24 protein-coding genes are annotated in these 25,892 nt (G+C 65.1%); 18 read left to right on the forward strand and 6 right to left on the reverse strand.

What is annotated here, in order from left to right; all coding sequences use genetic code 11:
• Positions 1-29 precede the first annotated feature (29 nt).
• Positions 30-854 (forward strand): uracil-DNA glycosylase, encoded by an 825-nt coding sequence (locus tag ACOYW5_RS08230; protein WP_423068764.1) that lies wholly within the window; start codon positions 30-32, stop codon positions 852-854.
• An 89-nt stretch (positions 855-943) separates the two neighbouring features.
• On the opposite strand, the gene ACOYW5_RS08235 is transcribed toward ACOYW5_RS08230, so the two are convergent.
• From ACOYW5_RS08235 to ACOYW5_RS08245, 3 genes are all read right to left on the reverse strand, one after another.
• Positions 944-1,294: a cyclophilin-like fold protein gene (locus ACOYW5_RS08235; protein ID WP_423068765.1), complete on the reverse strand. Its 351-nt coding sequence runs from the start codon at positions 1,292-1,294 to the stop codon at positions 944-946.
• A 125-nt stretch (positions 1,295-1,419) separates the two neighbouring features.
• Positions 1,420-2,163: an SDR family oxidoreductase gene (locus ACOYW5_RS08240; protein ID WP_423068766.1), complete on the reverse strand. Its 744-nt coding sequence runs from the start codon at positions 2,161-2,163 to the stop codon at positions 1,420-1,422.
• Positions 2,160-3,365 (reverse strand): MFS transporter, encoded by a 1,206-nt coding sequence (locus ACOYW5_RS08245; protein ID WP_423068767.1) that lies wholly within the window; start codon positions 3,363-3,365, stop codon positions 2,160-2,162. Before ACOYW5_RS08245 ends, ACOYW5_RS08240 begins: the two co-directional genes overlap by 4 nt.
• 260 nt (positions 3,366-3,625) lie before the next feature.
• Between ACOYW5_RS08245 and ACOYW5_RS08250 the strand changes: the two genes are divergently transcribed.
• The 9 genes from ACOYW5_RS08250 to glyS all read left to right on the forward strand — a co-directional run bounded on the left by ACOYW5_RS08250 (position 3,626) and on the right by glyS (position 13,910).
• A complete protein-coding gene (locus ACOYW5_RS08250) occupies positions 3,626-4,519 on the forward strand; it encodes a LysR family transcriptional regulator (protein ID WP_423068768.1) in 894 nt (297 codons plus the stop codon).
• 281 nt (positions 4,520-4,800) lie between these two features.
• On the forward strand, positions 4,801-5,226 hold the full coding sequence (locus ACOYW5_RS08255; RefSeq protein WP_423068769.1) for an Rrf2 family transcriptional regulator: 426 nt from the start codon (positions 4,801-4,803) through the stop codon (positions 5,224-5,226).
• 187 nt (positions 5,227-5,413) lie between these two features.
• Complete coding sequence (locus ACOYW5_RS08260) at positions 5,414-6,184, forward strand: nuclear transport factor 2 family protein (protein WP_423068770.1); 771 nt, start codon at positions 5,414-5,416, stop codon at positions 6,182-6,184.
• A gap of 318 nt (positions 6,185-6,502) precedes the next feature.
• Positions 6,503-7,885: an MFS transporter gene (locus ACOYW5_RS08265; RefSeq protein ID WP_423068771.1), complete on the forward strand. Its 1,383-nt coding sequence runs from the start codon at positions 6,503-6,505 to the stop codon at positions 7,883-7,885.
• 3 nt (positions 7,886-7,888) lie between these two features.
• Positions 7,889-8,425: a molybdenum cofactor biosynthesis protein B gene (moaB, locus tag ACOYW5_RS08270; protein ID WP_423068772.1), complete on the forward strand. Its 537-nt coding sequence runs from the start codon at positions 7,889-7,891 to the stop codon at positions 8,423-8,425.
• A gap of 4 nt (positions 8,426-8,429) precedes the next feature.
• Positions 8,430-8,624: a DUF7230 family protein gene (locus ACOYW5_RS08275; protein ID WP_423068773.1), complete on the forward strand. Its 195-nt coding sequence runs from the start codon at positions 8,430-8,432 to the stop codon at positions 8,622-8,624.
• A 174-nt stretch (positions 8,625-8,798) separates the two neighbouring features.
• A complete protein-coding gene (locus ACOYW5_RS08280; RefSeq protein WP_423068774.1) occupies positions 8,799-9,356 on the forward strand; it encodes a LemA family protein in 558 nt (185 codons plus the stop codon).
• A gap of 197 nt (positions 9,357-9,553) precedes the next feature.
• Positions 9,554-11,428, forward strand: coding sequence for a DUF2207 domain-containing protein (locus ACOYW5_RS08285; protein WP_423068775.1), 1,875 nt, complete (start codon positions 9,554-9,556; stop codon positions 11,426-11,428).
• A gap of 457 nt (positions 11,429-11,885) precedes the next feature.
• Positions 11,886-13,910, forward strand: coding sequence for a glycine--tRNA ligase subunit beta (gene glyS, locus ACOYW5_RS08290; RefSeq protein WP_423068776.1), 2,025 nt, complete (start codon positions 11,886-11,888; stop codon positions 13,908-13,910).
• A 9-nt stretch (positions 13,911-13,919) separates the two neighbouring features.
• Here the strand turns inward: glyS and ACOYW5_RS08295 are convergent, their stop codons facing one another.
• On the reverse strand, positions 13,920-14,804 hold the full coding sequence (locus tag ACOYW5_RS08295; RefSeq protein WP_423068777.1) for a LysR family transcriptional regulator: 885 nt from the start codon (positions 14,802-14,804) through the stop codon (positions 13,920-13,922).
• A 124-nt stretch (positions 14,805-14,928) separates the two neighbouring features.
• Here ACOYW5_RS08295 and ACOYW5_RS08300 point away from each other — a divergent pair, with 124 nt between their 5' ends.
• Positions 14,929-15,321 carry a DoxX family protein gene (locus tag ACOYW5_RS08300; protein WP_423068778.1) on the forward strand — a complete coding sequence of 131 codons (393 nt, stop codon included), beginning with the start codon at positions 14,929-14,931 and terminating at the stop codon, positions 15,319-15,321.
• Here ACOYW5_RS08300 and ACOYW5_RS08305 read toward each other — a convergent pair.
• Positions 15,318-15,740, reverse strand: coding sequence for a VOC family protein (locus tag ACOYW5_RS08305; protein WP_423068779.1), 423 nt, complete (start codon positions 15,738-15,740; stop codon positions 15,318-15,320). The two genes, ACOYW5_RS08300 and ACOYW5_RS08305, sit on opposite strands and share 4 nt — an antisense overlap.
• Before the next feature lie 276 nt (positions 15,741-16,016).
• On the opposite strand from ACOYW5_RS08305, the gene ACOYW5_RS08310 reads away from it, so the two are divergent.
• The 3 genes from ACOYW5_RS08310 to ACOYW5_RS08320 all read left to right on the forward strand — a co-directional run bounded on the left by ACOYW5_RS08310 (position 16,017) and on the right by ACOYW5_RS08320 (position 19,292).
• The gene (locus ACOYW5_RS08310) at positions 16,017-17,177 is read left to right on the forward strand and encodes a PA0069 family radical SAM protein (RefSeq protein ID WP_423068780.1); all 1,161 of its coding nucleotides are present in this window, start codon (positions 16,017-16,019) and stop codon (positions 17,175-17,177) included.
• 248 nt (positions 17,178-17,425) lie between these two features.
• On the forward strand, positions 17,426-18,076 hold the full coding sequence (locus tag ACOYW5_RS08315; RefSeq protein ID WP_423068781.1) for a ribonuclease HII: 651 nt from the start codon (positions 17,426-17,428) through the stop codon (positions 18,074-18,076).
• 133 nt (positions 18,077-18,209) lie between these two features.
• Entirely contained in the window at positions 18,210-19,292 is a 1,083-nt protein-coding gene (locus ACOYW5_RS08320; protein ID WP_423068782.1) for a site-specific DNA-methyltransferase, read from the forward strand.
• Positions 19,293-19,360: 68 nt separating this feature from the next.
• Here the strand turns inward: ACOYW5_RS08320 and ACOYW5_RS08325 are convergent, their stop codons facing one another.
• Positions 19,361-20,425 (reverse strand): A/G-specific adenine glycosylase, encoded by a 1,065-nt coding sequence (locus ACOYW5_RS08325; RefSeq protein WP_423068783.1) that lies wholly within the window; start codon positions 20,423-20,425, stop codon positions 19,361-19,363.
• 64 nt (positions 20,426-20,489) lie between these two features.
• Here ACOYW5_RS08325 and ACOYW5_RS08330 point away from each other — a divergent pair, with 64 nt between their 5' ends.
• From ACOYW5_RS08330 to ACOYW5_RS08345, 4 genes are all read left to right on the forward strand, one after another.
• Positions 20,490-21,011: a DUF721 domain-containing protein gene (locus tag ACOYW5_RS08330; RefSeq protein WP_423068784.1), complete on the forward strand. Its 522-nt coding sequence runs from the start codon at positions 20,490-20,492 to the stop codon at positions 21,009-21,011.
• 146 nt (positions 21,012-21,157) lie between these two features.
• Positions 21,158-21,817 (forward strand): thioredoxin domain-containing protein, encoded by a 660-nt coding sequence (locus ACOYW5_RS08335; protein ID WP_423068785.1) that lies wholly within the window; start codon positions 21,158-21,160, stop codon positions 21,815-21,817.
• Positions 21,818-21,841: 24 nt separating this feature from the next.
• On the forward strand, positions 21,842-25,297 hold the full coding sequence (gene smc, locus ACOYW5_RS08340) for a chromosome segregation protein SMC (protein WP_423068786.1): 3,456 nt from the start codon (positions 21,842-21,844) through the stop codon (positions 25,295-25,297).
• Positions 25,298-25,501: 204 nt separating this feature from the next.
• The gene (locus tag ACOYW5_RS08345) at positions 25,502-25,891 is read left to right on the forward strand and encodes an AtpZ/AtpI family protein (protein ID WP_423068787.1); all 390 of its coding nucleotides are present in this window, start codon (positions 25,502-25,504) and stop codon (positions 25,889-25,891) included.
• Position 25,892: the final 1 nt, after the last annotated feature.

Below are 25,892 nucleotides of genomic sequence, written 5' to 3' on the forward strand. Positions count from 1 at the left end.
CTAGGGCGGGCTGTGACATAACAGAACCGATGTCCGGAAATCGACCGCTAAATGACGCCGAAGCCCGCGCGGCCCTCGACTGGTATCGGGCCGTGGGTGTCGATTTCGCCGTGGGCGAAGAACCGGTCGATCGTTTCGCCGCGTCGGTTGCACCATCACGCGCCCGTCCCGCTGCTGCTCCTCCATCGGCCTCACCTGTGTCCGGCTCAGCCCCGGCACAGGCGGCAGCGCCGGTTGCCCTGTCGCTGACGTCCGATCCCTCCGAGACCACCGCGCTCGCGGCCGCCGCTCCCACCCTCGAAGCGCTGCGCGCGGCAATGGACGCCTATGAGGGCTGCACGCTCAAGAAGCGTGCGACCCAACTGGTCTTCGCCGATGGCAATCCGGAAGCCGAGATCATGCTGGTGGGCGAAGGCCCCGGCGAGCAGGAGGACCTGCAGGGCAAACCCTTTGTTGGCCGGGCCGGGCAGTTGCTCGACCGCATGCTGGCCTCGATCGGGCTCGACCGCACCAAGGTCTACATCGCCAACATGGTACCTTGGCGTCCGCCCGGCAATCGCGATCCCTCGCCCGAGGAAATGGCCCTCTGCACGCCGTTCCTCCTGCGCCAGATCGAACTGGTCGCGCCGAAGTTCCTCGTGACGCTCGGCAACGTGCCGACCAAGTCCCTGTTCCAGACCCAGAACGGTATCACCCGGATGCGCGGCCAGTGGCGCGACCTGACGATCAACAGCCACGCCACCCGCGCGCTGGCAACCCTGCACCCGGCCTACCTCCTCCGCACCCCGGCGAGCAAAGCCCTCGCCTGGCGCGACATGCTCAGCCTCAAGCAGGCAATCGAGGGCGGGAGTTGAGAGCAGCGCGGGATCGCACCGCCGCCAGGTAAGCAGCACTGGCGCGAACCAAACTCTGGGAACGACTGCTTCCGGCCCAAAGCCGAGAGTTATGACGCGAGCTCGATCCGGAGTGAGAACTCTCCGCGGGTCAGCAGCGGCGTTACGTCCCCATCAAGTCTGCCGAGGCGTACCAAATCCCGCGTGCTTTCGTAGCTGCCATGAAAGAAGGCGAGATTGCCCCACGGCACGTAGTAGCAGAGATCGCCCGGCAGGGCGTTCGGGAACGGGCCGCGCGTCAGCTCGGTCAGCTTGTTCGGCAGGTAGGCGATCTTCTCGTTGTCGGCATAGTCCGAGATCGTGAGGTCGAGGGGCAGCCGGCTGGCGAACTCGCGGGCAGAAGCGTGGTCCTCAAGGGCAACAGTGAAGCTCTCGTCGCCGAATGCAATGTGCACCTTCATGGGCGTAGCTCCCTGTTGATCCTCCTGGCCGGAACCTACCGATGGCAGGAGCGGCGCGACAAGCAGCCCAGCGACCAGTGACCGGCGCGAGATGGCTGGGGCAGCAGGTTCGCCCTTCATGCTCTTCACCATGGCTGGTTGGCCGGACCGACAGTGAATTCGTTGATGGTCGTGTCTTCCGGCTGGTCGATGGCGAAGGCAACGACGTTTGCAATCCGCTCGGGGGCGATGCCGTACTTGTCGTAGGTCTTCTGCATCGCGTCCGCCATCCCGGCGTGGGAGATGGTGCCGAGCAGCTCCGTGTTGATCGCGGCAGGGTAGATGGTGGTGGCGCGGATGTTCGTGCCTTCCTGAGCGGCTTCCATGCGCAGCACTTCCATGAAGTCCTTCACGAACCACTTTGTGCCCCCATAAACCGCGCCGCCGGGATACGCCTTCAGCCCGGCCACCGATGAGTTGGCGATCACATGACCGGACTTCTGCTCGGTGAAGGCCGGAAGCACAGCTGCCACGCCGTTGAGGACACCCTTGATGTTGACATCGACCATCTGATGCCACTCGTGCGTCCGCATGGCGGACAATGGGGAGTTGGGCATGAGCCCGGCGTTCAGGAAGATCGCGTCGATGCGGCCAAACGTATCCTTGGCCAGCTTGACGATGGCGTCGTTGTCCGCCTGGCTGGTCACGTCGAGTTGCCGGTAGATGGCACGGCCTCCATTGGTTTCGATCTCGACCGCGATCTGCTTGAGCTTGTCATCACGCCGCGCTCCCAGGACGATGTTTGCACCTTGGCGGGCAAGCAGTCGCGCGGTTGCCTCGCCGATGCCGGACGATGCGCCGGTGACGATAATGACTTTGTCTTCGATCATGTCGATACTCTGGTGTTTGACTGGAGATGAGAGGCGGCGCTGGCTGCGAGGAGCGTTGCGGCTGTCAGGAGCACGGCTGCGAGGGCGAACGAGCTCCACCAACCCGCCACGTCAAACAGCAGACCGCCGGAGAAGGCCCCAAGGGTGATGGCAACTTGGACCAAGGCGACTTGCAGACCGCCGCCTGCTTCAAGGTCGCGCGGAATGACCCGCGTCATCCACGTGCCCCACGCTACGGGAATGGGGGTCGAAAAGAGACCCCACAGGATGAGCAGCGCCGCCGTCGCTGCGGCATGGTGACCTAGCAAGATCAGGAGTACCGAGAGTACGGCTAGAACACACGGCAGGACGATGAGCGCCGCCTTGAGGTGAGATCTGAGCAGGAACCCCGAGCCTATCGTTCCCGCGAGGCCGCCAAGCCCGAGGCCAAGCAATACCAGTGAGAGCACGTTCACCCCGAGACCGGTTACCGCCTCGAGGAATGGGCGGAGGTACGTCGAGAGGGAGAACTGCCCCATGAAGGCAAGCGCCGTTGCGGCCATCCCAACGGCGACAATCGGGGTCCGCATAAGGCCCACCATGCCTCCCACCGAGACATGCCGCCCGGGCGCCATCGAGGGAAGCACGACCAGTTGCCAGATGAACCCGACGAGGCCGATGGGGACTACGATGAAGAATGCGCCTCGCCAGCCAACAAGGCCGCCAAGGAAGCTGCCGAGGGGCGCGGCGATGACCGCTGCAAAGGCGGTGCCACCTTGCAGCATCGCGAGGGCCTTCGGCAGGTCCGCTGCTGTTGCCAGCCGGGCGAGTATCGCGGTGGACAAGGACCAGAAGCCGCCAATCGACACGCCCACGAGGGCGCGACCGATCATGAAGACCAGGTAGTTTGGCGCGAACGTTACGGCCAGGCCTGAGAGGAAGAGTACGCCGGTGTAGAGGAGCACGACTGTCCGGCGGTCGAGCCGGGACAGCAGCGAGTTGCCGAAGAGGCTGGTGATCACGGCGAAGAAGCCGGAGACAGCAATCGCCTGCCCGGCTTGCCCTTCAGTGATCGCCAAGTCCGTCGCAATGGGCGTCAGAAGGCTGACCGGCAGGAACTCCGACGCAATCAACACGAAGGTGAGCAGCGACATGCAGATCACCGCGCTCCAGGACGTCGTGTTCGGTGGGCCTGTTACAGCCGCCTTTGGCCGTGCGTCCATTCTGATACTCCGCCGTTGGTGGCTTACCGGGGTGGCTATCGCCGCCACTGCGGAAATCGCCAGCCAGTCCAGCTGGGCATCAAGTCCGCCGACCAACGCCCGCTCCCACAGGGCGTGGGGCGTCATCGTTTCGCGACCGTGCCGACTAGGTTCGCTGGTTGCCATGGCGCGGAACATAAGCCCGCAGGACTGCCGCGATTAGCCACGGTAATTCTCTTGGACCTATCGGCTTCTGATATAGATGACAGAGGAGGTGCCGGATGGATCGTAAGGATTTGACAGAGATGCTCTGGTTCTTGGCGGTGGCCGAGGAGCGCAGCTTCACCAAGGCGGCTGCCAGGCTCGGCACGTCGCAACCGACGTTGAGCCACACCATCAAGCAGCTCGAAGCTCGACTTGGTCTGCGCCTGTTGACCCGGACCACCCGCAGTGTCGCGCCGACCGAAGCAGGCGATCGGCTCTTCCGCGCGTTGGCCCCCCGAATAGAAGACCTTGAAACCGACATCGATGCGCTGATGGAAATCCGGGACAAGCCGTCCGGAACGATCAGGATCACCTTGTCCGATCATGCCCTCGAAAGCGTGGTGTGGCCGAAGCTGCGACCCGTGATGCGCGACTACCCCGACATCAAAGTCGAACTCAACAGCGACAATGGCTTTCGAAACATCGTCGAGGACCGGTTCGATGCGGGAGTGCGACTGGGTGAGAGCGTCGACAAGGACATGATCGCCGTCCGCATTGGTCCTGACTGGCGCCTCGTCGCAGTCGCTTCGCCTCAGTATTTCGCCGCTCATCCGGCTCCGGTGCATCCGGGGGAACTGGTCGGCCATAACTGCATCAATCAGCGGCAGATCAGATCGGGTGGCCTCTACGTCTGGGAGTTCGCCAAGGGCGGACGCGAACTTCGAGTCCGGGTCGATGGCCAGTTCATCTTCAACACGTCCTACGCGCAGATCGACGCGGCGGTAGCGGGCTATGGCATCGCGTACCTGCCCGAGAATCTGGTTGAGCGGGAGCTTGCATCGGGACGGTTGGTCCAGGCCCTCGACGATTGGTCTCCGATGTTCGCCGGGTACTACCTCTACTACCCCAGCCGCCGGCAGAACTCGCCCGCCTTTTCGGTGATCGTTGATGCATTGCGCGTTGGCGCATAGGAAGCCGAGATCATACTCTTGGCGAAGGTCCCCGGGAGCAGGAGGAACTGCAGGGCAAGACCTTCGTCGGCCGGGCCGGGCAGTTGCTCGACCGCACCGCTCGGGTGCTGCTCGCGGCTAACCGGGCTGCCGGGAAGCCGGGAAGCCGGGAAGCCGGGAAGCGGACCATTGCTGATTGCCGCTTCGGGCCCATAGCGGACTTTTCGCTCGTCGCCACATTCCTAAGCTGTTGCCAGGCGCCCTGTGTGTTCCTATCTTGAGCACACTTTTGGATTTGGCCGATGAACACCCGTTTCGCAGTTGCTACGCATATTCTGACCTTCCTAGCTTACCAGGCCGGGGAGCCAGCGACGTCTGAACTCATAGCTGCGAGCGTGAACACCAATCCGACCTTTATTCGTCGTCTCCTGACGCAACTTGCAAAGGCAGGCCTGACCAGGTCGCAACTTGGCGCCGGCGGGGGTGCTTTGCTTGCTCACGAGGCGAGCGAGATCAGCTTGCTGGACGTGTACAGGGCGATTGATGAGGAGCAGCAGGTCTTTGCCCTGCATGAGGCGCCCAACCCAAAGTGTCCGGTTGGCCGCAACATCGACGTGGTCCTGAGGGGTCGCATGGTAGAGGCGGAACGGGCGCTTCAGGCGCAGCTCGGCAAAACCACCATTGCAGACCTCGCCGCCGACATCGCCGAGCGCAACAAGGTAGCCTGATCCACCGAGCGTACCTGCGGAACGGATGCCGCTTTACAAGAATGTGTATCCATATTAGATACGTATCTATGTGACCAACGTGGATACACACATGACAAACGGAACTCTCCCCGCAGTCGCCCTGGCAGCTTTGCTCGCTTCAGCAGCAGTCCTGCCGATCACCGCCTCATTCGCACAGGAGCAACCGATGAGCACTCAGGAACAGCAGGTCGTTGACCTCCTCAAGGCCATCGAGACCGGCGCCGGAGAACCGGTGGCCGTCATCGATCCCGACCACTACACGCAGCACAATCTGGGGGCCGCCGACGGGCTCGCCGGCTTTGGCGCCCTGCTAGCCGCCCTTCCGCCGAACTCCGCGAAGGTCAATACCGTCCGCGTGTTCGAGGATGGTGACTACGTCTTCTCCCATACCGCCTACGATTTCTTCGGACCCAAGATCGGGTTCGACATCTTCCGCTTCGAGAACGGCAAGATCGTCGAGCATTGGGACAACCTGCAGGAGACGCCAGCCTCGGCCAATCCGAGCGGCAACACCATGATCGACGGCGTGAGCACTGCCTCCGACGTCGACAAAACAGAAGCAAACAAGGCCCTGGTTGCGCAGTTCGTCGACGACATCCTCGTCAACGGCAAGCTAGACAAGCTCGCCGGCTACTTCGACGGCGACAATTACATCCAGCACAACCCGCAGATCGCCAACGGCCTCTCCGGCCTGGGCTCCGCGCTCGAGGCCCTGGCCAAGGCCGGCATCACCATGAAGTACGACACAGTCCACAAGGTGCTGGGCGACGGAAACTTCGTATTGGTGGTCAGCGAGGGCAGCTTCGGCGGCAAGCCGACATCCTTCTACGACCTGTTTCGCGTCGAGAATGGCAAGATCGCCGAACACTGGGACACGCTCGAGACCATTCCCCCGCAGAGCGAATGGAAGAACCAGAACGGCAAGTTCGGATTCTGATCGTGAATTGGGGCGCCTGCGGGCGCCCTCTTTCTAGGACTGCCGCCAGGACCTACAGGACTGCCTGGAGAGTGTTCTCGTTGGAGAACACGGCGTCCGCATGTGCCCACCCTGAGTGGCGGACATGGCGCTGCCGCGGGTCGGATGCCTCGCGCGGGACGTCGAAGAGGACGTTCGGTGTCGGCGGCCAAGCCTCGCCCTTCTTGACCCCTACTTAAGACTATCCACCCAAGAATATTCTTGGTGCTTGATTGTGCTGCCTGAATTTGGTCCGACTTCGTAGGCAAGCGCCTCGGGCTCACCAACGCAGAAAGCGCCATGTCCTCCGCCTTCAAGATCTACGCCCTGTTCATCGGCTCGGCTCTCCTGATGTTCGGAGGCGGGCTGCAGGGCCTGCTGCTCTCGGTGCGCGGCGCCGAGGAAGGGTTTTCGCTGACGGCGCTGGGCCTTATCGGCACCGGCTGGTCGGTCGGGTTCGTCGCCGGCTCGATCACCGTGCCGCTGCTGGTCAAACGCGTCGGCCATATCCGCGCCTATTCGATCATGGCGGCGATCGGCACGGTCACGATCCTGCTCAACCTGCTCTGGGTCCAGGATATCGGCTGGATCGTGCTCCGCGCCTTCTCCGGCTTCTGCTTTGCCGGCGCCGCGATGATCGTCGAGAGCTGGCTCAACGAGGTGGCGGACAACAAGAGCCGCGGCACCATCTTTTCGGTCTACTCGACCATCAACATGGCCGCTTCGACCGTCGGCCAGCTGGCCATGGCGGTCACCGGCACCTTCGGCCACATCCCGTTTGTCGTGGGCGCCATCGCCTTCATCTGCGCCCTGCTGCCCTCGGCCTTGACCTCGACGCCGCAGCCGCGGCCGATCTCGTCGGCGCGTCTCGATGTGGTGCTGCTCTACAAGACCTCGCCGCTTGCCGTCATCGCGGCCTTCGCCTGCGGCATGGCCAATGGCACGTTCGGCACGCTGGCGCCGGTCTACGGCTTCGCCCAGAAGCTCGATCCCTCGACCATCGCCTATCTGTTCTCGGTCACGGCCATTGTCGGCGCCATTGCCCAGACCCCGTTCGGACGGCTGAGCGACCGGATCGACCGGCGCATCGTGATCGTCGGCCTCAGCGGCTTTGCCGCGCTGATTGGGCTGCTGACGGTGCTGATCAATCCCGGCAGCGGCACGCTGATGTTCATCCTGTTCGGCTTCTACGGCCTAGGCGCCTATCCGCTCTATGCCGTGGCTGTGGCCCACGCCAACGACTTCGCCAAGGAGGGCGAGTTCGGCCGTGTCGCCGGCGGCATGCTGCTGATCCTCGGCATCGGCCTCGCCATTGGCCCGATTGTCGCCAGCTGGGTGATGAACACCATCGCGCCGGTCGGCCTGTTCATCGTCACGGCAACCTTCCACGGCGCGCTGGCGGTCACAGCGTTCATGCGCATGAAGGTCCGCCCGGTGCGCGACGCCACCGGCCGCGTCCGTTTCCGGGCGATGAGCGCCGAAAAGGGCGTGTCGCCGGGCACCGTGACGCTCGATCCGCGCACGGACGAAAAGCCCGGGCGGCCAGTCACGACGACTGCGCCGACCGGCGAGGCCGAGATCATCGTGCCCGACCCGATCGAGCCGGTAGTGCTTGCGCCCGACCATCCCAAGCCCGATGCTCCCGGCGATTCCGAAAAATCGGACAAGCCAAAGCCGGAGTAACAGATGTTCAAGAGCGAGCTCGATCAGTCGCGAGACTTCACCCCGCTATCGATCGCGGTGCTCGCCGTCTCCGACACGCGTACGCTCGAAACCGATACTGGCGGCGCACTGCTCAAGTCGATGATGGAAGCCGACGGGCACAGCTGCTTCGAGCGCGCCGTGGTGCGGGATGACATCCACAAGATCCGCGCCAAGGTCATGGAGTGGGTGGTGAATCCGGAGGTCGACGCGATCATTACCACCGGCGGCACCGGCTTTACCGGCCGCGACGTGACGCCCGAAGCGCTCGAGCCGCTGTTCCAGAAGCGGATCGACGGGTTCTCGGTGCTCTTCCATCAGTATTCCGCCACCACTGTCGGCACCTCGACGCTGCAGTCGCGGGCGACGGGAGGGCTGATCGGCGAAACGTTCGTCTTCTGCCTGCCTGGTTCGCGCGGCGCCTGCCGCGACGGGTGGGAGGGAATCCTCCGCTCGCAACTCGACAACCGGCACAAGCCCTGCAACTTCGTCGAACTCATGCCCCGGCTCGCCGAGCGCTGATTGCATGGCCAAGGACGAAAAGATCACCGTCAAGCTGACGCGCAAGCAGGTGGCGCCGCGAAACCTGGCGGCCAAGTCCCTGCAGGCAAGCCAGTTCCAGCCAAAAGTCGAGGACGACCCCAAGGCCTACACGCGCCGGCAGAAGCATAAGCGCGACCCGCTGCTCGGCATCGACGAAACCGAAGATGGCCCTGTGTAACTTCACTTCGGTTAATCTGGACTATTCACTGCTTTTCGGTTCATTTGTGCCTTGAACCAACGGCTGGAAGCCCTTCCAGAAACACGTTCATTACTGGTTCAAACCGCGCAATTCAGTTGAAGGCGCATGGCCGCAATGACACTCTCGCGGCATCCCAGCGCAGCGGAGGGCTCCATGACCGGCCTGATCATTCTTGCCATCATCGTCGCGGCCGTCGGCTACGCGATCTTCGTCTACAACGACCTCGTCTCGAAACGGCAGCTCAAGGAAGAGGGCTGGTCGGGCATCGACGTGCAGCTCAAGCGCCGCACCGATATGATCCCCAACCTGTTGGAAACGGTGAAAGGCTACATGGGCCACGAGCGCGAAACGCTCGAAGCCGTGACCCAGGCCCGCGCCGCGGCCACGGCCGGCGCCAATGCAGGTCCCGCCGAGCGGAGTGCCCTAGAAGGCGCACTGTCCGGGGCACTGGGCAAGCTCCTCGCCATTGCCGAGGCCTATCCGGACCTCAAGGCCAACACGACGTTCCTCGAGTTCCAGAGCGCGCTGCAGAACGTCGAAGACGAGATCCAGCTCGCCCGCCGCTACTACAACGGCTCGGTGCGCAACCTGAATACTGCCGTCGAGAGCTTCCCCTCCAACGTCGTCGCCAACGCCTTCAAGTTCGAGAAAGCCGAGTATTTCGAGCTCGAAAACGAGGCGGACCGGGCCGTGCCGCAGGTGAAGTTCTAGCCGTTCGGGACAGGGTGCCAAAGATGCAAGCAGACGGCCCCCTCCCATCCTCCCCCATTATGGGGGAGGTGCCTTTCAGTGCACTTGGCACCATCGAGCCACAGCCTCGATTCTTCACCTCCCCCTTCATGGGGGAGGCCGGGAGGGGGCCGTCTCTATCGGCGATCGCAAAGCATCTTGGCGTTGTGCTGGCGCTGTTGCTCCTCCTAATCACCCTCCCCGCCGCCGCTCGCGAAGCCATCACCTCCTTCGCCTCAGCCATCACCCTCAATACCGACGGCTCGGTCGACGTCATCGAGACCATCGAGGTCAACGCCGAGGGCTATGACATCCGGCGCGGCATCTTCCGCGACATTCCGCTGATCCTCATCAATCCGGACAAGTCACGCCTCCGCTCGACCCTCACCGTCACGTCGGTCCAGCGCGACGGCCGCACCGAGCCCTACTCGATCGAAAACCTCGCCGCTGGCTTCAAGCGCATCCGTATCGGCGATGCCGACGTGTTCCTCAACACCGGCCGCCACCGCTACACCATCCGCTACACCATGAGCCGGATGGGGCGCAGCTTCGACGACCACGACGAGCTCTACTGGAACGCCACCGGCAACTACTGGGATTTCCCCATCGATGCCGCGGTTGCCTCGATCAAGCTGCCGCCCGGCGCCAAGATCGACCGGCTGGTCGGCTATGTCGGCCCCACCGGCTCGACCGAGCAGAACGTGACGATCACCCGGACGTCGGACAACACCGCCATCTTCCGCTCCAACCGCCCGCTCAGTTCCGGCGAGGGCATGAGCGTCGCCGCCTCGTTCCAGAAGGGCATCCTCGTCGAGGCCACCGGCACTGTCGGCCTCCTCAACTGGATCAGCGACCACCGCGATGTCGTCGCGCCGGTGATCGCCGTAGCCATCGTGCTGCTCTACAACCTCTGGGCCTGGGTCTCAGTCGGTCGCGACCCGAAGAAGGGCACCATCATCCCGCTCTTCCACCCGCCCAAGGGCTTCTCGCCGGCGCTCGCCGAATATGTCGACGGCATGGGCTGGGCCAAGGGCGGGTGGACCGCCTTCACCGCCTCGATCTTCGATCTCGGGGTCAAGGGCCTCGTCAAGATCGACAATCCCGGCAAGGTGCTGACCGTCACCGCTACCGGCAAGGAACCGCCGGACGATCTGGGCGGCGCCGAGCGGGTGCTGTTCAACTATTTCAACTCGCAGCGCAGCGTCACAGTCAACACCAGCACCGGTCCCAAGCTCAACGAAACGCGCGGCCAGTTCGTCGCGGCGATCGAGGGCGAGAACCGGCAGGTCTACTACAAGAACAATACCGGCTACGTCGTCACCGGCTTCGCCCTGTCGGCACTGTTGCTGCTCGGCATGGTGGTGTTCGACCTCATTGACCCGATAACGCTGGTCTTCGCCGCCGTGGGCGCGATCTTCGTCGGCGTGCTTGCCGGAATCCTGCGCGGTTTCTGGTCCACCCCGATCATTGCCAAGATCATCATCGGCGTCTGGGCGGTCATCTTTGGAAGCAACCTGTTCGGCGCGGCCGCCTCGTTGCTCAGCGATATCCAGCTTGATCTGCCGCTGATCGGCGCCGCCTCGATCATTGTCGTCAATGTCGTCTTCGCCGTCCTGATGCGCGCGCCGACCATCCAGGGCCGCAAGGTCATGGATGAGCTCGACGGCTTCAAGATGTACATGGACACGGCCGAGAAGAACCGGCTCAACATCGTCGGCGAGCCGCCGATGACGGTCGAGCGCTTCGAGCGCATCCTGCCCTATGCCATAGCGCTCGGCGTCGAAAAGCCGTGGTCGCAGCACTTCGAGGGCGAGCTGTCCCGCAACGCGGTCGCCGATGCGCGGGGCGGCTACTCGCCCGGCTTCTACTCCGGCAGCAACTGGTCGAACTCCAGCGGCGGCATCTCCAACGCTGTGTCCTCTGTCGCATCAGGCATGAGCGCCGCGATGATCGCGGCGCAGCCATCGAGCTCCTCTGGCTCCGGCTTCTCCGGTGGGGGCGGTGGTGGTGGTTCGGGTGGTGGCGGTGGTGGGGGTGGCGGCGGCGGGTGGTAGCTCGCCGAGGGCAGGACGTTCTGGAAGCTCCGTAACCTGCACGAGAAGAAATCTCATCCCCCCACCATCCGCCCCATCGTAAACTGCGCTGGTCCAGTCACGGGCGGCGGTCGCGACGAACGAACGGTGAGTGGACATCGGGAGCCATGGCAGTCGTGCCATGGCGGGTTTGTGGGACCGACAACCGACCACCCATCCGGGCTCCGATGCAGTAATGCAGACGAGAGGTGCGATGGGGGCACGCTCCTTGGATTCCACCGATCCTACTCATCCCGATCTGGATCGGCGCGGCGACGGCCGTTTCATTTGCGGACTAACCGCGTGGCCCAAAACCGCGCCGGTCCCCGTCCACCCATTACCCGGAGCCGAAGGGCGGCCGGGGCGATTGCGGCTGCCCGCAATGGACAATCCCCCCCGCCCTTGCTAGTCCTCCGGCGCCTTAATCCCCGGTGCCCAGATGCCTGAACTCCTCGTCGAACTGTTCTCGGAAGAAATCCCCGCGCGCATGCAGCGGAAGGCAGCCGAGGACCTGAAGAAGGCCGTCACCAACGCCCTGGTCGACGCCGGCCTCGTCTACGAGAGCGCCAAGGCCTTCGTCACACCGCGCCGCCTCGCGCTCACCGTCACTGGCCTGCCGGCCCGTTCGCCCGACACGCGCGAGGAGAAGAAGGGCCCGCGCGTCGGCTCGCCGCAGCAGGCCATCGATGGGTTCCTCAAGGCAGCGGGCCTGACTTCGATCGACCAGGCCAAGATCGAGTCCGACCCCAAGAAGGGCGAGTTCTACGTTGCCCATATCGACAGGAAGGGCGCCGAGGCCACCGAGATTCTCTCGAGCCTCCTCCCCAAGGTGATCACCGGCTTCGATTGGCCCAAATCCATGCAGTGGGGGAACGGCGGGCTCACTTGGGTCCGGCCGCTCCGCGCCATCACCGCCACATTCGGCACCGAGAACGACGAGCCCGTCGTCGTGCCGTTCAACTCGAACACCGTCGCCAGCGGGCAGACCACCTATGGCCACCGCTTCCTCGCGCCCGACGCCATCCGGGTGAAACGCTTCGACGATTACGTGCAGGCGCTGGAAAAGGCCAAGGTCGTCCTCGACATCGACCGCCGCAAGGACATCATCAAGACCGACGCCGACCAGCTCGCCTTCGCGCAGGGCCTTACAGTCATCCACGACGAAGGCCTGCTCGAAGAAGTCGCCGGCCTCGTCGAGTGGCCGGTGGTGATGCTCGGTTCGTTCGATCCCGCCTTTCTCGAAGTGCCCGAGGAAGTGATCATCGCCACCATCCGCGCCAACCAGAAGTGCTTCTGCCTGCGCGATGCGTCGGGCAAGCTCGCGCCCTATTTCATCATCACCTCGAACCAGATCGCCGAGGACGGCGGCAAGACGATCGTCGCCGGCAACGAGCGGGTCATCCGCGCCCGCCTGTCGGACGCCCGCTTCTTCTACAAGACCGACCTCTCCCTGCCGCTCGAGCATGGCCTGCCCAAGCTCGAGGAGAGCGTGTTTCACGCCAAGCTCGGAACCCAGTTCCAGCGCGTGGAGCGGCTGGTGAAGCTGGCGGGTGAGATCGCGGGCAAAGTCGGCGCCAATGTCGGGCAGGCCAAGCGCGCCGCGATGCTCGCCAAGGCCGACCTCACCACCGGCATGGTCGGCGAGTTCCCCGAACTGCAGGGCATCATGGGCCGCTACTATGCGCTGGCCCAGGGCGAACCGAACGCCGTCGCCAACGCCATCGCCGACCACTACAAGCCGCTCGGTCCCACCGATCTTGTGCCGGGCGAGCCCGTCGCCATTGCTGTGGCGCTGGCCGACAAGCTCGACACCCTCACCGGCTTCTGGGCAATCGACGAAAAGCCCACCGGCTCGCGTGACCCGTTCGCCCTGCGCCGCGCGGCGCTCGGTGTGATCCGCATCATCACCGACAACAAGCTGACCTTCCCGCTCGAAGTTGAGCCGGACCTCCTCAGCTTTTTCCACGATCGGCTCAAGGTATCGCTGCGCGACGCCGGGGCGCGCCACGACCTCGTCGACGCGGTCATCTCCAGGGACAGCAACGACATCCTCGAGATCACCCGCCGCGTCGATGCGCTGGGCAAGCTTCTCGGCTCCGAAGATGGCGTGAACCTTCTCGCCGGCTATCGCCGCGCCGCCAATATCCTCAGCGCCGAGGAGAAGAAGGACGGCAGGAAGTACGACGCGCCGGTGATCGAGGAGCAGCTCAAGCTCGACACCGAGATCGCGCTCGCCGACGCCATCATGAAGGCCGACGCCGCCGTGGCCGCCAAAGTCGCCGCCAACGACTACCACGCCGCCATCGCCGCCCTCGCCACGCTGCGCCAGCCGGTTGACGCGTTCTTCGAGGCGGTAATGGTGAACGACGCCGATCCGGCCGTGCGGACGAACCGGCTCAACCTGCTGGCAAAGCTACGCGACACGATGCGGCTCGTGGCGGATTTCTCGAAGGTCGCGGGTTAGACTTCCGCCCTACTCCGCTCCCGGGTGCTCCGCCATCATCGCCCGCGCCATGTCCATGAAGGCCCGCACGTTCACGGTCATGAACCGTTGCGCTGGGTAGACGAAGTACACGCCGCCCGGTTCGGTCGAGAACTGCGGCAGCACGCGGACCAGCGGGCTATCCGGCATCACCGCGTTGAAATCGGGCAGTATGCCGATGCCCGCGCCGCGCAGCACGAAGGTGCGGATGGTCTGCATGTCGTCGGCGCGAATACGGGTCTGCGTCGGCAGCATGAACTTCTCAGTGCCGGCGAACAGCGTGAAGGCCTCAGGCATTCGCGAAAAGGCGATCATCTCGTGGTCGGCGAGATCGGCGAGGCTGCGTGGCGTACCGCGCCGTTCGAGATACGCCGCCGAGGCCCAGAGCCCGAGCCTGCCCGAAACGAACTTGCGGCTCAGCATGGTGGAATCGCGCATCGGACCGGCCCGCACCGCCAGATCGACGCCTTCAGCGATCAGGTCAATCTGCCGGTTGGTTACCACCAGATCGAGATCCACCTTCGGGTACGCCGCGAGAAAGCGCTCGCAGAGCGGTGGCAGCGCCGTGCTGGCGATATCGGAGGGCGCGGTTACCCGGAGCAGCCCCGAGGGCTCGCTGCCTGTCGCGGCAAGCTGGCTTTCCCCGGCTTCGAGCGCATCGAGCGCCTGCACGCAGTGCGCAAAATAAGCCGCCCCGGCCTCGGTGACATGCATGCGCCGGGTCGAGCGCTGGATCAGGGTAACCCCCAGCCGCTCCTCGAGCCGCGCGATCTTTGCCGAGACCGTGGTGGTGGGCATGCCCAACTGCCGTGCGGCAGCCGAGAAGCTGCCCTCCTGCACAACCCGGACGAACACATCGATGCCATCGAGGATCATCCGTCGATTATGCAGCAATCTGCACGATCATTCCAGCCATACCCCGATTGTGGGACGAAGCACTCGCCGTCATCTTCCGCGCCAATGCGGCGGCAGAGGGCTGCCCTCTTCGGAAAACATCAAGATGGACTTCCTCACTTCTCTCGACTTTTGGCTCTGGGCCGCAGCGATCATCGCGGGCCTGCTCTACCTCATGGCCGGCTTCATGAAGCTGACGCGGCCGATACCCGACCTCGCAAAGATGATGAAATGGCCCGGCGATCATACGCCAGGCTTCGTGCGCTCCATCGGCGCCGTCGACGCGGCAGCTGGCCTCGGCCTGATCCTGCCGCTCGCCACCGGCATCCTCACCTTCCTGACGCCGCTCGCGGCGCTCGGCTCGGTTGTGTTGCAGATTCTTGCGCTCGGCTTCCACCAGCGTCGCGGCGACGGCACCATGGTGTTGCCGATGAACCTCGTCCTCCTGGTTCTCCCGGCCTTTGTGCTTTGGGGTCGCTGGGGCCTGTTCGGGCTCTAAAGTCCGAAGGTGACATTGCCCTCGGCATCCATGGCGAAGCCGGGGTTCCAGGCAATCTCCCAGGCATGGTCGTCCGGATCGGCGATATAGCCGCGGACGCCGCCATGCGGTGGCGCATCGGCCGGTCGCAACACGCGTCCGCCGGCCGATGCGAGCCGCTCGATCAGGGGCGCCACCTCGGCCTCCGTGCGCACATTGTGGGCCAGCGAGAACGCACCGGGCGTCAACAGTCCGGTGCGATTCATGTCCGCCTCCAGTTCCGCCGTCAGGAACGTGCCCAGCACAAGGCCGTTGAGCTGGTAGAAGATGATGACGTCGCTCTCATAGACCGGCTTCCAGCCGAAGCCCTCGACATAGAAGCGCCGCGAGCGCGCGAGGTCGGCGGTGCCGAGGGTGATAACCGAGACAGATGGCAGCATTACCATGACCTTTCGTTTCGCCGCTCCACTGTGGAGGGCGTTGAAGGCCACGGGACTATCGCCGAAGCGAAGGCCAGGACCGCCGCAGCGGGACGGGGCCAACCGCACCTGCCTCACCTTTTCTGACCCATGAAACCTAGCAGCCGAGCTCGTCGGGTCAACCCGTTGGAGACATATCCCCGCCACTTTGTTCTTGTTCTGTTCTCACGCAACTGATAGTCGTAACGGAACGTTACCTGGGTGGCGAGTCGCTGTCCGGACCGTTGGAGATGCCCCATGGCAATGCGTGTCGCGCCTTCGTTCGAACAGCTGGAGAAGCTCAGCGGCACCCGTGATGCTGATCTGATCGCGCGACGCTTCGTCGATCCCGCGCTCAATCGCGGCCGCGGCGCGCAGACCAACAAGGGCAGCCGCTATGACAAGGAAAGCCGCGAGGAGGTCGATGACGGCTGGGGTCAGGGGATTTACAACGTCGAGGATCTGAAGCCGTTCGAGACCATCGAGCATGTCGAGCGCGCCCGCACCATCATCGCCCGCAACGAGAGCCCTGACATCGGGTTCGATCGCTCGATCAACGCCTATCGCGGCTGCGAGCATGGGTGCTCGTATTGCTTCGCGCGGCCGACGCATGCCTATCTCGGACACTCGCCGGGGCTGGAGTTCGAGCGCGACATCTATGTGAAGACCAACGCGGTCGAGCTGCTGCGGCGCGAGCTGGCCGACAAGCGCTACAAGCCCAAGCCCATCGCCATGGGCACCAACACCGACCCGTACCAGCCTGCCGAGCGCAAGCACAAGCTGACGCGCGGCATCCTGCAGTTGCTGCTGGAAACCAAGCACCCGGTGACCATCACCACCAAGTCGGCGCTGGTGGTGCGCGATCTCGATATCCTCAAGCCGCTGGCCGAGCTCAACCTCGTCCGCGTGGCCCTGTCGATCACCAGCATGGACCACAAGCTTTCCCGCAAGATGGAGCCGCGCGCCTCGACGCCCGAGAAGCGGCTGGAGGCGGTGCGCCTGCTCTCCGAGGCCGGCGTTCCGACCACCGTCATGGCCGCGCCGATGATCCCGGCGATCAACGACATGGAGCTCGAGCGCATCCTCGATGCCGCTGCCGCCCAGGGCGCGCGCGATGCCAGCGCCATCCTCGTCCGCTTGCCGCTCGAGGTGCGCGACATCTTCCGCGAGTGGCTGCTGCGGCATTTCCCCGATCGGGTCAGCCACGTCATGGGCCTCATCCGCGATGCGCGCGGCGGCAAGGACAACGACCCGAACTTCCACACCCGCTTCGTCGGCGAGGGGCCGTATGCCGAGCTCCTGCGCCAGCGGCTCGAACGGGCCAAGGCGCGCTACGGCCTGAACAAGACCATCCCGCCGCTGCGGATCGACCTGTTCGAGCATCCGAAGGTGGATGACGGGCAGATGAGTTTGTTCTGACGCCGTGTGCCTGTGGCACGATCGGCGCTCCCTCACCGGCTGTCATCCCTGCGAAAGCAGGGACCCATTGCACAGCCCGCATCAGCTGAAGCTTGGATCCCAGCCTTCGCTGGGATGACAGCGGGTGGGTGGCGAAATGTGTGGCAAGACTACCGACCCGACCCCAACTTCGCCCTTGCCTCGCCAGCATTGCTGTCGATGCTAGAGGCATGCGTGCCGAATCGCCCACCACTCCGATCATCCCTCCTTTGCCCACGCTCAAGTTCGAGCGTGCTGCGATCAAGCGCGGGGCAACGATCGTGTGCGGTGTCGATGAGGCCGGCCGCGGACCGTTGGCCGGGCCGGTAGTCGTCTCGGCCGTGATCCTGAACCACCGCCGCGTTCCCTCGGGCCTCAACGATTCAAAGCAACTCACCGCCGCCGAGCGCGAGGAGCTCTACGAGGAGATCATGGCCAAGGCCATCGTCTCGATCTCCGTGATGCCGCCTTCGGTGATCGCCCGGATGAACATCCTCCAGGCCTCGCTCTACGGCATGCGACAGGCCGTCCTCGGCCTCACCGTCCGGGCCGACCACGTCCTCGTCGATGGCAACATCGTGCCCAAGAACCTGCCCTGTGCCGGCCAGGCCATTGTCGGCGGCGACGGCAAGTCCGTCTCCATCGCCGCAGCTTCGATCATCGCCAAGGTCACCCGGGATCGCATGTGCCAGATCATGCATTGCGAGGAGCCGCAGTTCGGCTTCGACAGCCACAAAGGCTATGCCGCGCCGGTGCACCTGCAAGCCCTGACCGAGCACGGGCCCGGCCGCCACCATCGCATGGACTACGCGCCCTGCATCGAGGCCCAACGCCTGAAGGACGCCGGGATCGTCGTGACCGACCACGTAGTCGCGGCTTAACCTCTCGCTAACCTCGGCGCTTAAATCCCCTTTAACCCTAACGCCTTACAACCGATCCCGTTAGTACTGCGTCAGGGTTCGAGTAATGTTGCGTACCGCGCGTATGGCGGATTCCGCCAATGCGGAGGGGAGCATGCTCCCCATCGACACCATCCTTGTGGGCGACTGTGTTGCACACATGAATGCCTTGCCGGCCGGCTCGGTTGACCTGATTTTTGCGGATCCGCCCTACAATCTCCAGCTGGAGCAGGGGCTGACGCGTCCCGACCAATCCAAGGTCGCGGGCGTCGATGACGACTGGGACAAGTTCGACAGCTTTGCCCACTACGATGTGTTCACGCGAGCCTGGTTGAAGGCGGCGCGGCGCATCCTCAAGCCCGATGGCGCCATCTGGGTCATCGGCTCCTATCACAACATTTTCCGCGTCGGCGCGGCACTCCAGGATCTCGATTTCTGGATGCTCAACGACATCATCTGGCGCAAGTCGAACCCGATGCCGAACTTCCGCGGCACGCGTTTCACCAATGCGCACGAGACGCTGATCTGGGCCGCCAAGGACCGCGAGTCCCGCGTCACCTTCAACTACGAGCAGCTGAAGCTCGCAAATGACGATGTGCAGATGCGCTCCGATTGGCTGTTCCCGATCTGCACCGGCGCCGAGCGCCTCAAGGGCGACGACGACGAGAAACTGCACCCCACGCAGAAGCCCGAGGCCCTGCTCTATCGCGTGATCAGCGCCACCACCAAGCCGGGCGACGTCGTGCTCGACCCCTTCTTTGGCACCGGCACCACCGGCGCCGTGGCGAAGAAGCTCGGCCGCCACTTCATCGGCATCGAGCGCGAGGACACCTACATCGCCGGCGCCCTGAAGCGCATCGCCACGATCAAGCCGCTCAGCGCGGAAACCATCGAGACGGCCGTCTCCAAGCGCCAGGCACCGCGCGTCGCCTTCGGGTCGCTGGTCGAGATGGGCCTGATCGCGCCGGGCACCGAACTCTACGACGAACGCCAGCGCTTCAGCGCCATGGTGCGCGCCGATGGCTCGCTGGTCTCCGGCCAGCACATGGGTTCGATCCACCGTGTCGGCGCACTCGTCCAGGGTGCCGAAGCCTGCAATGGCTGGACCTTCTGGCATGCCCGACAAGGCAGCCGCCTCGCCCCCATCGACGATTACCGCACCCAAGTGCGCGCCGAAATGGACCGCCTTTCAGCCTGATCCTGACCTCCAATCAACCAGGCTAACATCACCGCCGGCGCAGAAGTGCCGGCGGTTTGTTTTTGTGGCTACTCTACGCCGGCCGCCACAAGCACCTTGCGGAACACACTCGGCAGTGCCTCGGCATCGAGTTCGCGCGGATCGGCCCACCAGCCGTCGGCGAGCGCGCTGGTTTCGGTAATGTCCGCCGTCCACACTTCAAGCTCCAGCCGGAAGTGCGTGAACACATGCACGATCTGCCCACGATGACTCCAGTCGAACGGTAGCGGCGGAGCGAACGGCCGCTTGTCGCCGGTCCACTCCGACACCGGCGTCTCGGTCATCTTGGCGAGCAGGCCCTTGTCGGCTCGCGTCCTCAGATACACGTCGCCGTCGGCATCGCGCATGACGAAGGCGTGCCCATAACGGGTCGGCCGATCCGCCTTCTCTGCCTTCACGGGATACGCCAGCGGCTCGAGCTTTGCACCACGACAGCCGGGTTCCACCGGGCAGAGGATGCAGGCGGCATTGCGCGGGGCGCAGATCGTCGCTCCGAGGTCCATCAGCGCCTGCGCAAAGTCACCGGCCCGTGCCGGAACCGCCTGTTGCACGGTCGCGCGCACCAGATCCTTGGCATCGCGCACCGGCACATCGAGGGCCAGGTAGCGCGCCACGACGCGATCGACATTGCCGTCAACCACGGCGATGCGCTCATCCGCGGTGATCGCGGCAATCGCAGCAGCCGTGTAGGGACCGACCCCCGGCAGGGTCAGCAACTCTTCCGACGCTGTCGGGAACGCGCCGCCGAACCGCTCTGCCACCGCCACCGCGCAGGCATGAAGGTTCCGGGCCCGCGCGTAGTAACCGAGCCCCGCCCATTCGACGAGCACCGCCTCCAGCGGCGCCGCGGCCAAGTGCGCCACCGTCGGCCACAGGTGCAGGAAGCGCGCGTAGTAACGCCCCACCGCGGCGACCGTCGTCTGCTGCAGCATGATCTCGCTGAGCCAAACCCGATAGGGATCGGGCCGCACGCCGCGCGCCCGGTCGGCCGGGCTCACACGCCAGGGCAAGGTGCGCGCGTGGCGATCGTACCAGGCGAGAACCGCCTCCACATCGAGCGGCACGGGGTTTTGCTGGGCTGCGGCATTTGACATGATAGGCGGCAACAGATGCCGCGCCCGTACCCTCGGCGCAAGCTGCAGCAGGAAGTTGTTACCAGTGGCCGACAAAGCCGAACCCAAGGGCAAGGACGACGTGCAGCCCCGCCGGCTCAATCGCGCCGTCGGCGTCGGTGAAGCGCTGGGCAACGCCATCGATCCCGCGCTGAAGAAGCGCGGCTTCGCCAGCCGCGACCTCGTCAGCAACTGGCCGGCCATGGCCCCGGCGCCCTACGACAAGGTGACCCGCCCCGACAAGCTCAGTTGGCCACGCGGCGAGAAGGGCGCCGAAGGCGCGGTTTTGCACCTCAGCTGCCATCCAGGCCATGCACTTGCCCTGCAACACGAGGGCCAGCGCGTCGCCGCGGCCATCAACCGCTATTTCGGCTACCTACTCATCGGCCAGGTCCGCATCAGCGCCACGCCGTTCCCGATCGAGGATACGGTTCCGGAGACCATCCCTGCCCTACCCGAGGTCACGCGGGCGCGGATCAGCCGGGTCGTCGAGAGAGTCGAGGATCCGGGGGTGCGTGAGGCCTTGCGGGAGTTGGGGCAGGCGATGGCGAAGAAGAAGATGCGGTAGCCTCTTCATCCTCCCCCGTTCACGGGGGAGGATGCAAGCCCTCACCAACTGTTCATCACGCGGTGAAACCGTTCATCGCGGGTTGAACTTGCCGCCCGTAAGCTCAGCGCGATATACGAGCGGCAACCAAAAACGGAGACAAACTCGTGGCCAACCGTCGCAATATTCTCATCGGCTCGGGCGCCGCCATGGTCGCAGCCGCTTCGGGCACGGGCCTGACGCTGCTGTTCGGCGCCACCAGCGCGATGGCGCAGCAGTTCGATGCGGCCAAGCTGCTCGCACCGGCTGGCGGCTACAAGGATCATCCGCTCGGCAATCCCGAGTCAAAGGTGACGCTGATCGAGTACCTGTCGCCGACCTGCCCGCACTGCAAGGCCTTCGCGCTCGATGTCTACCCGCAGCTCAAGGCGGAATATATCGACACCAACAAGATCCAGTTCATCGGCCGCCCGTTCATCCGCAACGTGCTCGATGCGGTGGTGTTCATGCTCGCCGAGGCCGCCGGCCCGGAGAAGTATCACGAGGTCGTCGACACCTTCTTCAAGACCCAGGACACCTGGGCCGCGTCAAACACGCCGAACGATGCGATCTTCGCAATCGCCCAGCAGCTCGGTTTCACCAAGGAAAGCTACGACGCTGCCTTGAAGAATCAGGACCTCTATGCCGGACTCGAAGCGGTGCAGAAGCAGGCGCTCGACGAGTTCAAGCTCCAGGGCACGCCGACTTTCTACATCAACGGCAAGATGCTGACCGGGGAAAGCTCGCTTGAGGCTCTCAAGGCCGAAATCGATCCGCTGCTCGCCTAAGCGTCGCGCTCTTCGGGGCGCGCGATGAAGTTCACGCGCCTCAAGCTCACCGGTTTCAAATCGTTCTGCGATCCCACCGAGCTCCATCTGGAGCCCGGTCTTTCCGGCGTTGTCGGGCCCAACGGCTGCGGCAAGTCCAACCTCGTCGAGGCGCTGCGCTGGGTGATGGGCGAAAGCTCGTACAAGGCGATGCGCGCCTCGGGCATGGACGACGTGATCTTTGCCGGCTCCGGCAGTCGACCCGGCCGCAACACGGCCGAAGTCACGCTTGTTCTCGATAACTCCGACCGCACCGCTCCGGCGCCGCTCAACAATGCCGACGTGCTGGAAGTCACCCGCCGCATCGAGCGCGAGGAAGGCTCGGTCTATCGCGTCAACGGCCGGGAAGTCCGCGCCCGCGATGTGCAGCTTCTCTTCGCCGATGCCTCGACTGGCGCTCACTCCCCTGCCCTCGTCCGCCAGGGCCAGATCGGCGAGCTGATCGCGGCCAAGCCGCAGCAGCGTCGCGCGCTGCTCGAAGAGGCGGCCGGTATTTCCGGTCTCCATTCGCGCCGGCATGAAGCCGAGCTGCGCCTTCGCGCCGCCGAGCAGAACCTCGAGCGCGTCGACGACATCATCGCGCAGGTCGAGCAGCAGCTCGAAACGCTGCGTCGGCAGGCCCGCCTGGCCGTGCGCTACCGGGCGCTGAGCGGCGATATCCGCAAGGCCGAGGCAACGCTGTTCCACATCCGCTGGATCGCCGCCCGCTTCAACGAGAAGAATGCCGAGGCGGCCCAGGCCAAGCTCGTCCGCGACCTCGCCGACGCGCAGCACGTCGAACTCGAAGCCCAGAAGGTGGTGTTCCTCGCCGACAAGGCGCTTGCGCCACTGCGCGAAGCCGAGGCCGCGGCCGGTGCCGCGTTGCAGCGGCTCACCATCCTTGCCGAACAGCTCGACAACGAGGCCAGGCGCGCCGCTGCCCGGCTCAACGAACTGAACGAGCGCCTCAAGCAGATCGAGCAGGACGCCGTGCGCGAGCGCGCCCTCGTCGGCGAAAGCGACGAGGCGCTGAAAGCCACCGCTGCGGAACGGACGCAGCTCGAAGCCGATGCCGCCGGCGAGCAGCAGGCTCTTGAAGCGGCTCGTGCGGCTGCCGAGGCGATGCAGGCGGAAGTCGCCAAGGCCGATGCAGATGCGCGCGGTGCGGCCGAGGCGCTGGCGCAACTCCGCGCCCGCCGCGCCGCTGCCGAACGCAGTGTCGGCGAGGCCCGCACCCGGGCGCAGCGGCTCGAAACGCAGATCGCCGATGTCGCGCGCGAGGCCGAACAACTCGCCCGCACCCTCGCTTCCGACGCCACTCTTACCGCAAAGCGCGACGCGTTGGAGCAGGCGCAGGCTCGCGCCAGTTCCGCCGAAGGCGATGCAGTCGCCGCTGAAGCCGCGGCCAGTGCAGCGCAGGCCGCTGCCGACGCGATCCGCCCAGAGCTGCAGCAGATCGAGGCGGCGCTCAACCGGCTTGAGGCGGAGGCGCAGACGCTGACGCGCATCCTCAACAGCGGCGCCAGCAAGTGGCCGGCGATCGTCGACCAGCTCAAGGTTGCCCCCGGCTACGAGACGGCGCTGGGCGCCGCGCTCGGCGACGACCTCGACGCTTCGTCCGATGCCAAGGCGCCGCTGCACTGGGCCGGCGCAATGGCGAGCGACGATCCCACGCTGCCGGCCGGCGCCGTGGCGTTGTCCCAGTTCGTCTCCGGCAGCCCCCTTCTCGCCCGCCGGCTGGCGCAAATCGGCATCATCGATGCCGCCGACGGTGTGCGCCTCGCCTCGCAACTCAGGCCCGGCCAGCGCCTTGTCACCAAGCAGGGCGCACTGTGGCGCTGGGACGGGCTCGTTGCCGCCGCCGACGCGCCGACCGCTGCCGCGGAAAAGCTGGCGCAGCGCAACCGGCTCGCCGAGCTCGAAGCCGAGATCGCCGAAGCCCGGGCCACGCGCAATAGCCGCCGCGCCGATGCGACCACCCTCACCGAAGCGCTGAACACCGCTCGCACCGACGAGCGCAGCAAGCGCGAAGCGTGGCGCACCGCGCAGCGCGATATCGCCGCGGCGCAAGCCGAACTCGACAAAGCCCAGCGCGCCATCGGCGATCTTACCGCGCGTCTGACCGCGCTCGAGGAGACCCGCACCCGCCTCGAAACCGGCCGCGCCGACGCGGCAACCGCCGTCACCGAAGCCGAGCGCCTCGTCGCCGAAGCCGGTGACGAAACAGAAGCCGCAACGCTCTATTCCACCCGCCAGGCACAGCTCGCCGACCTGCGCACCAAGGCCGACGACGCGCGTGTCAAGCTCGGCGGCTTCGAGACCGCCGCCCGCATGCGGGCCTCGCGCCTCGGCCAGATCGCCGGCGACGTCGCCGCCTGGACCCGCCGCCGCGACAGCGCCGCCGCCCAGCTCGCGACTCTCGATACCCGCACCGGCGAAGTCCGCGAGCAGATCACCGCCCTCTCCGCATCCCCCGAGGATTTCGCCGAGCGCCGGCGCGAGCTCGATGCGCAGATCGGCAAAGCCCGCGAAGCCCACAAGGGCACCACCGATGCGCTCAGCGTCGGCGAGAATCGCCACCGCGAAGCCGATCGCGCGCAACGCCTCGCCCACGATGCGCTCTCGGGTTTCCGCGCCGAACTGGCCCGCGTCGAGGAGCGCATCACCGGCCTCATCGCACAGCGCCACCAGATCGAGCGGCAGGTGCATGAGACGCTCAACATCGAGGCGGCGCAGACCGCCAGCCTCGCCGGAATACGCCCCGAACACGCCCTGCCGCAGGAATCGCAGGTGGCCGCACAGGTCGATCGCCTGAAAGCCGAACGCGAGCGGCTGGGCGGGGTCAACCTCGGCGCCGAGAAGGAATCGGAGGAGGTCCGCGAAAAGCTCGACCTCATGGTCACCGATCGCGACGACCTGATCGCCGCCATCGCCAAGCTCCGCGGCGGCATCCAGAGCCTCAACCGCGAAGGCCGCCAGCGCCTCAATGAAGCCTTCGAGAAGGTCAACGCCCACTTCCAGGAGCTGTTCACCTCGCTGTTTGGCGGCGGCACCGCGGAACTGCAGTTCGTCGAGAGCGACGATCCGCTCGAGGCCGGCCTCGAGATCATCGCCCGGCCGCCCGGCAAGAAGCCGACGACGATGACCCTGCTCTCCGGCGGCGAGCAGGCGCTCACCGCCATGTCGCTGATCTTTGCGGTGTTCCTCACCAATCCGGCGCCGATCTGCGTGCTCGACGAGGTCGATGCGCCGCTCGACGATGCCAATGTCGAGCGCTTCTGCAATCTGCTCGATACGATGCGCCAGCGCACCGAAACGCGCTTCCTCGTCATCACACACAATCCCATCACTATGGCGCGCGTCGACCGGCTGTTCGGGGTCACCATGGCCGAGCGCGGCGTGAGCCAATTGGTGTCGGTCGACCTCACCGGCGCCGTGGAAGTGGTGCGGCAGGCGGTGTAGGTGCCCCACGCTCGCCCCAATCATGGCGGCCAGAGTCGACATGACTCAATGTCACACCTGTTCATGACGCGATAAACTCACGTTATTTCAATCACTTAGGTCGTAGTCCGCAGCCTTGACACCACTTGGGGCCGCCACTATGTTGCCCGCGACTTCGAGGGGCTCCAGTTCCTGTTAAGGTTCGGCGGCGCAGGGGAGAGCGGGATGGCAGAATCACGCGGCACCAAGCGCCCTTCCAGTGATGGAAAACCGGGGCCACTCACGACCGATCTCGCTGCCCGGATCAAGCGGGCGCAGAGCGAGAGCGATGAACCGGGTGACGCGGAAATTGCCGCGGCCAACCGGAACATGACCGGAATGAGCCGTGGCTTGCGGCTTGGATCGGAGTTCATTGCGGCCATCCTGGTCGGCGCGGGTATCGGATACCTGCTCGATCTGTGGCTGAAGACCAGTCCCTGGCTGTTGCTGGTGATGGTGCTGGTTGGTTTCGCGGCAGGCGTGCTCAATGTGGTGCGCTCGGCGGCGGAAATGAATCGGGCGGCTCCGCCGCCTACGGCCGCCATGCGCGTGCCGGACGACGAAGAAGACGAGTGAA

It is taken from the genome of Devosia sp. CN2-171, assembly GCF_049354815.1.
Taxonomy (GTDB): domain Bacteria; phylum Pseudomonadota; class Alphaproteobacteria; order Rhizobiales; family Devosiaceae; genus Devosia_A.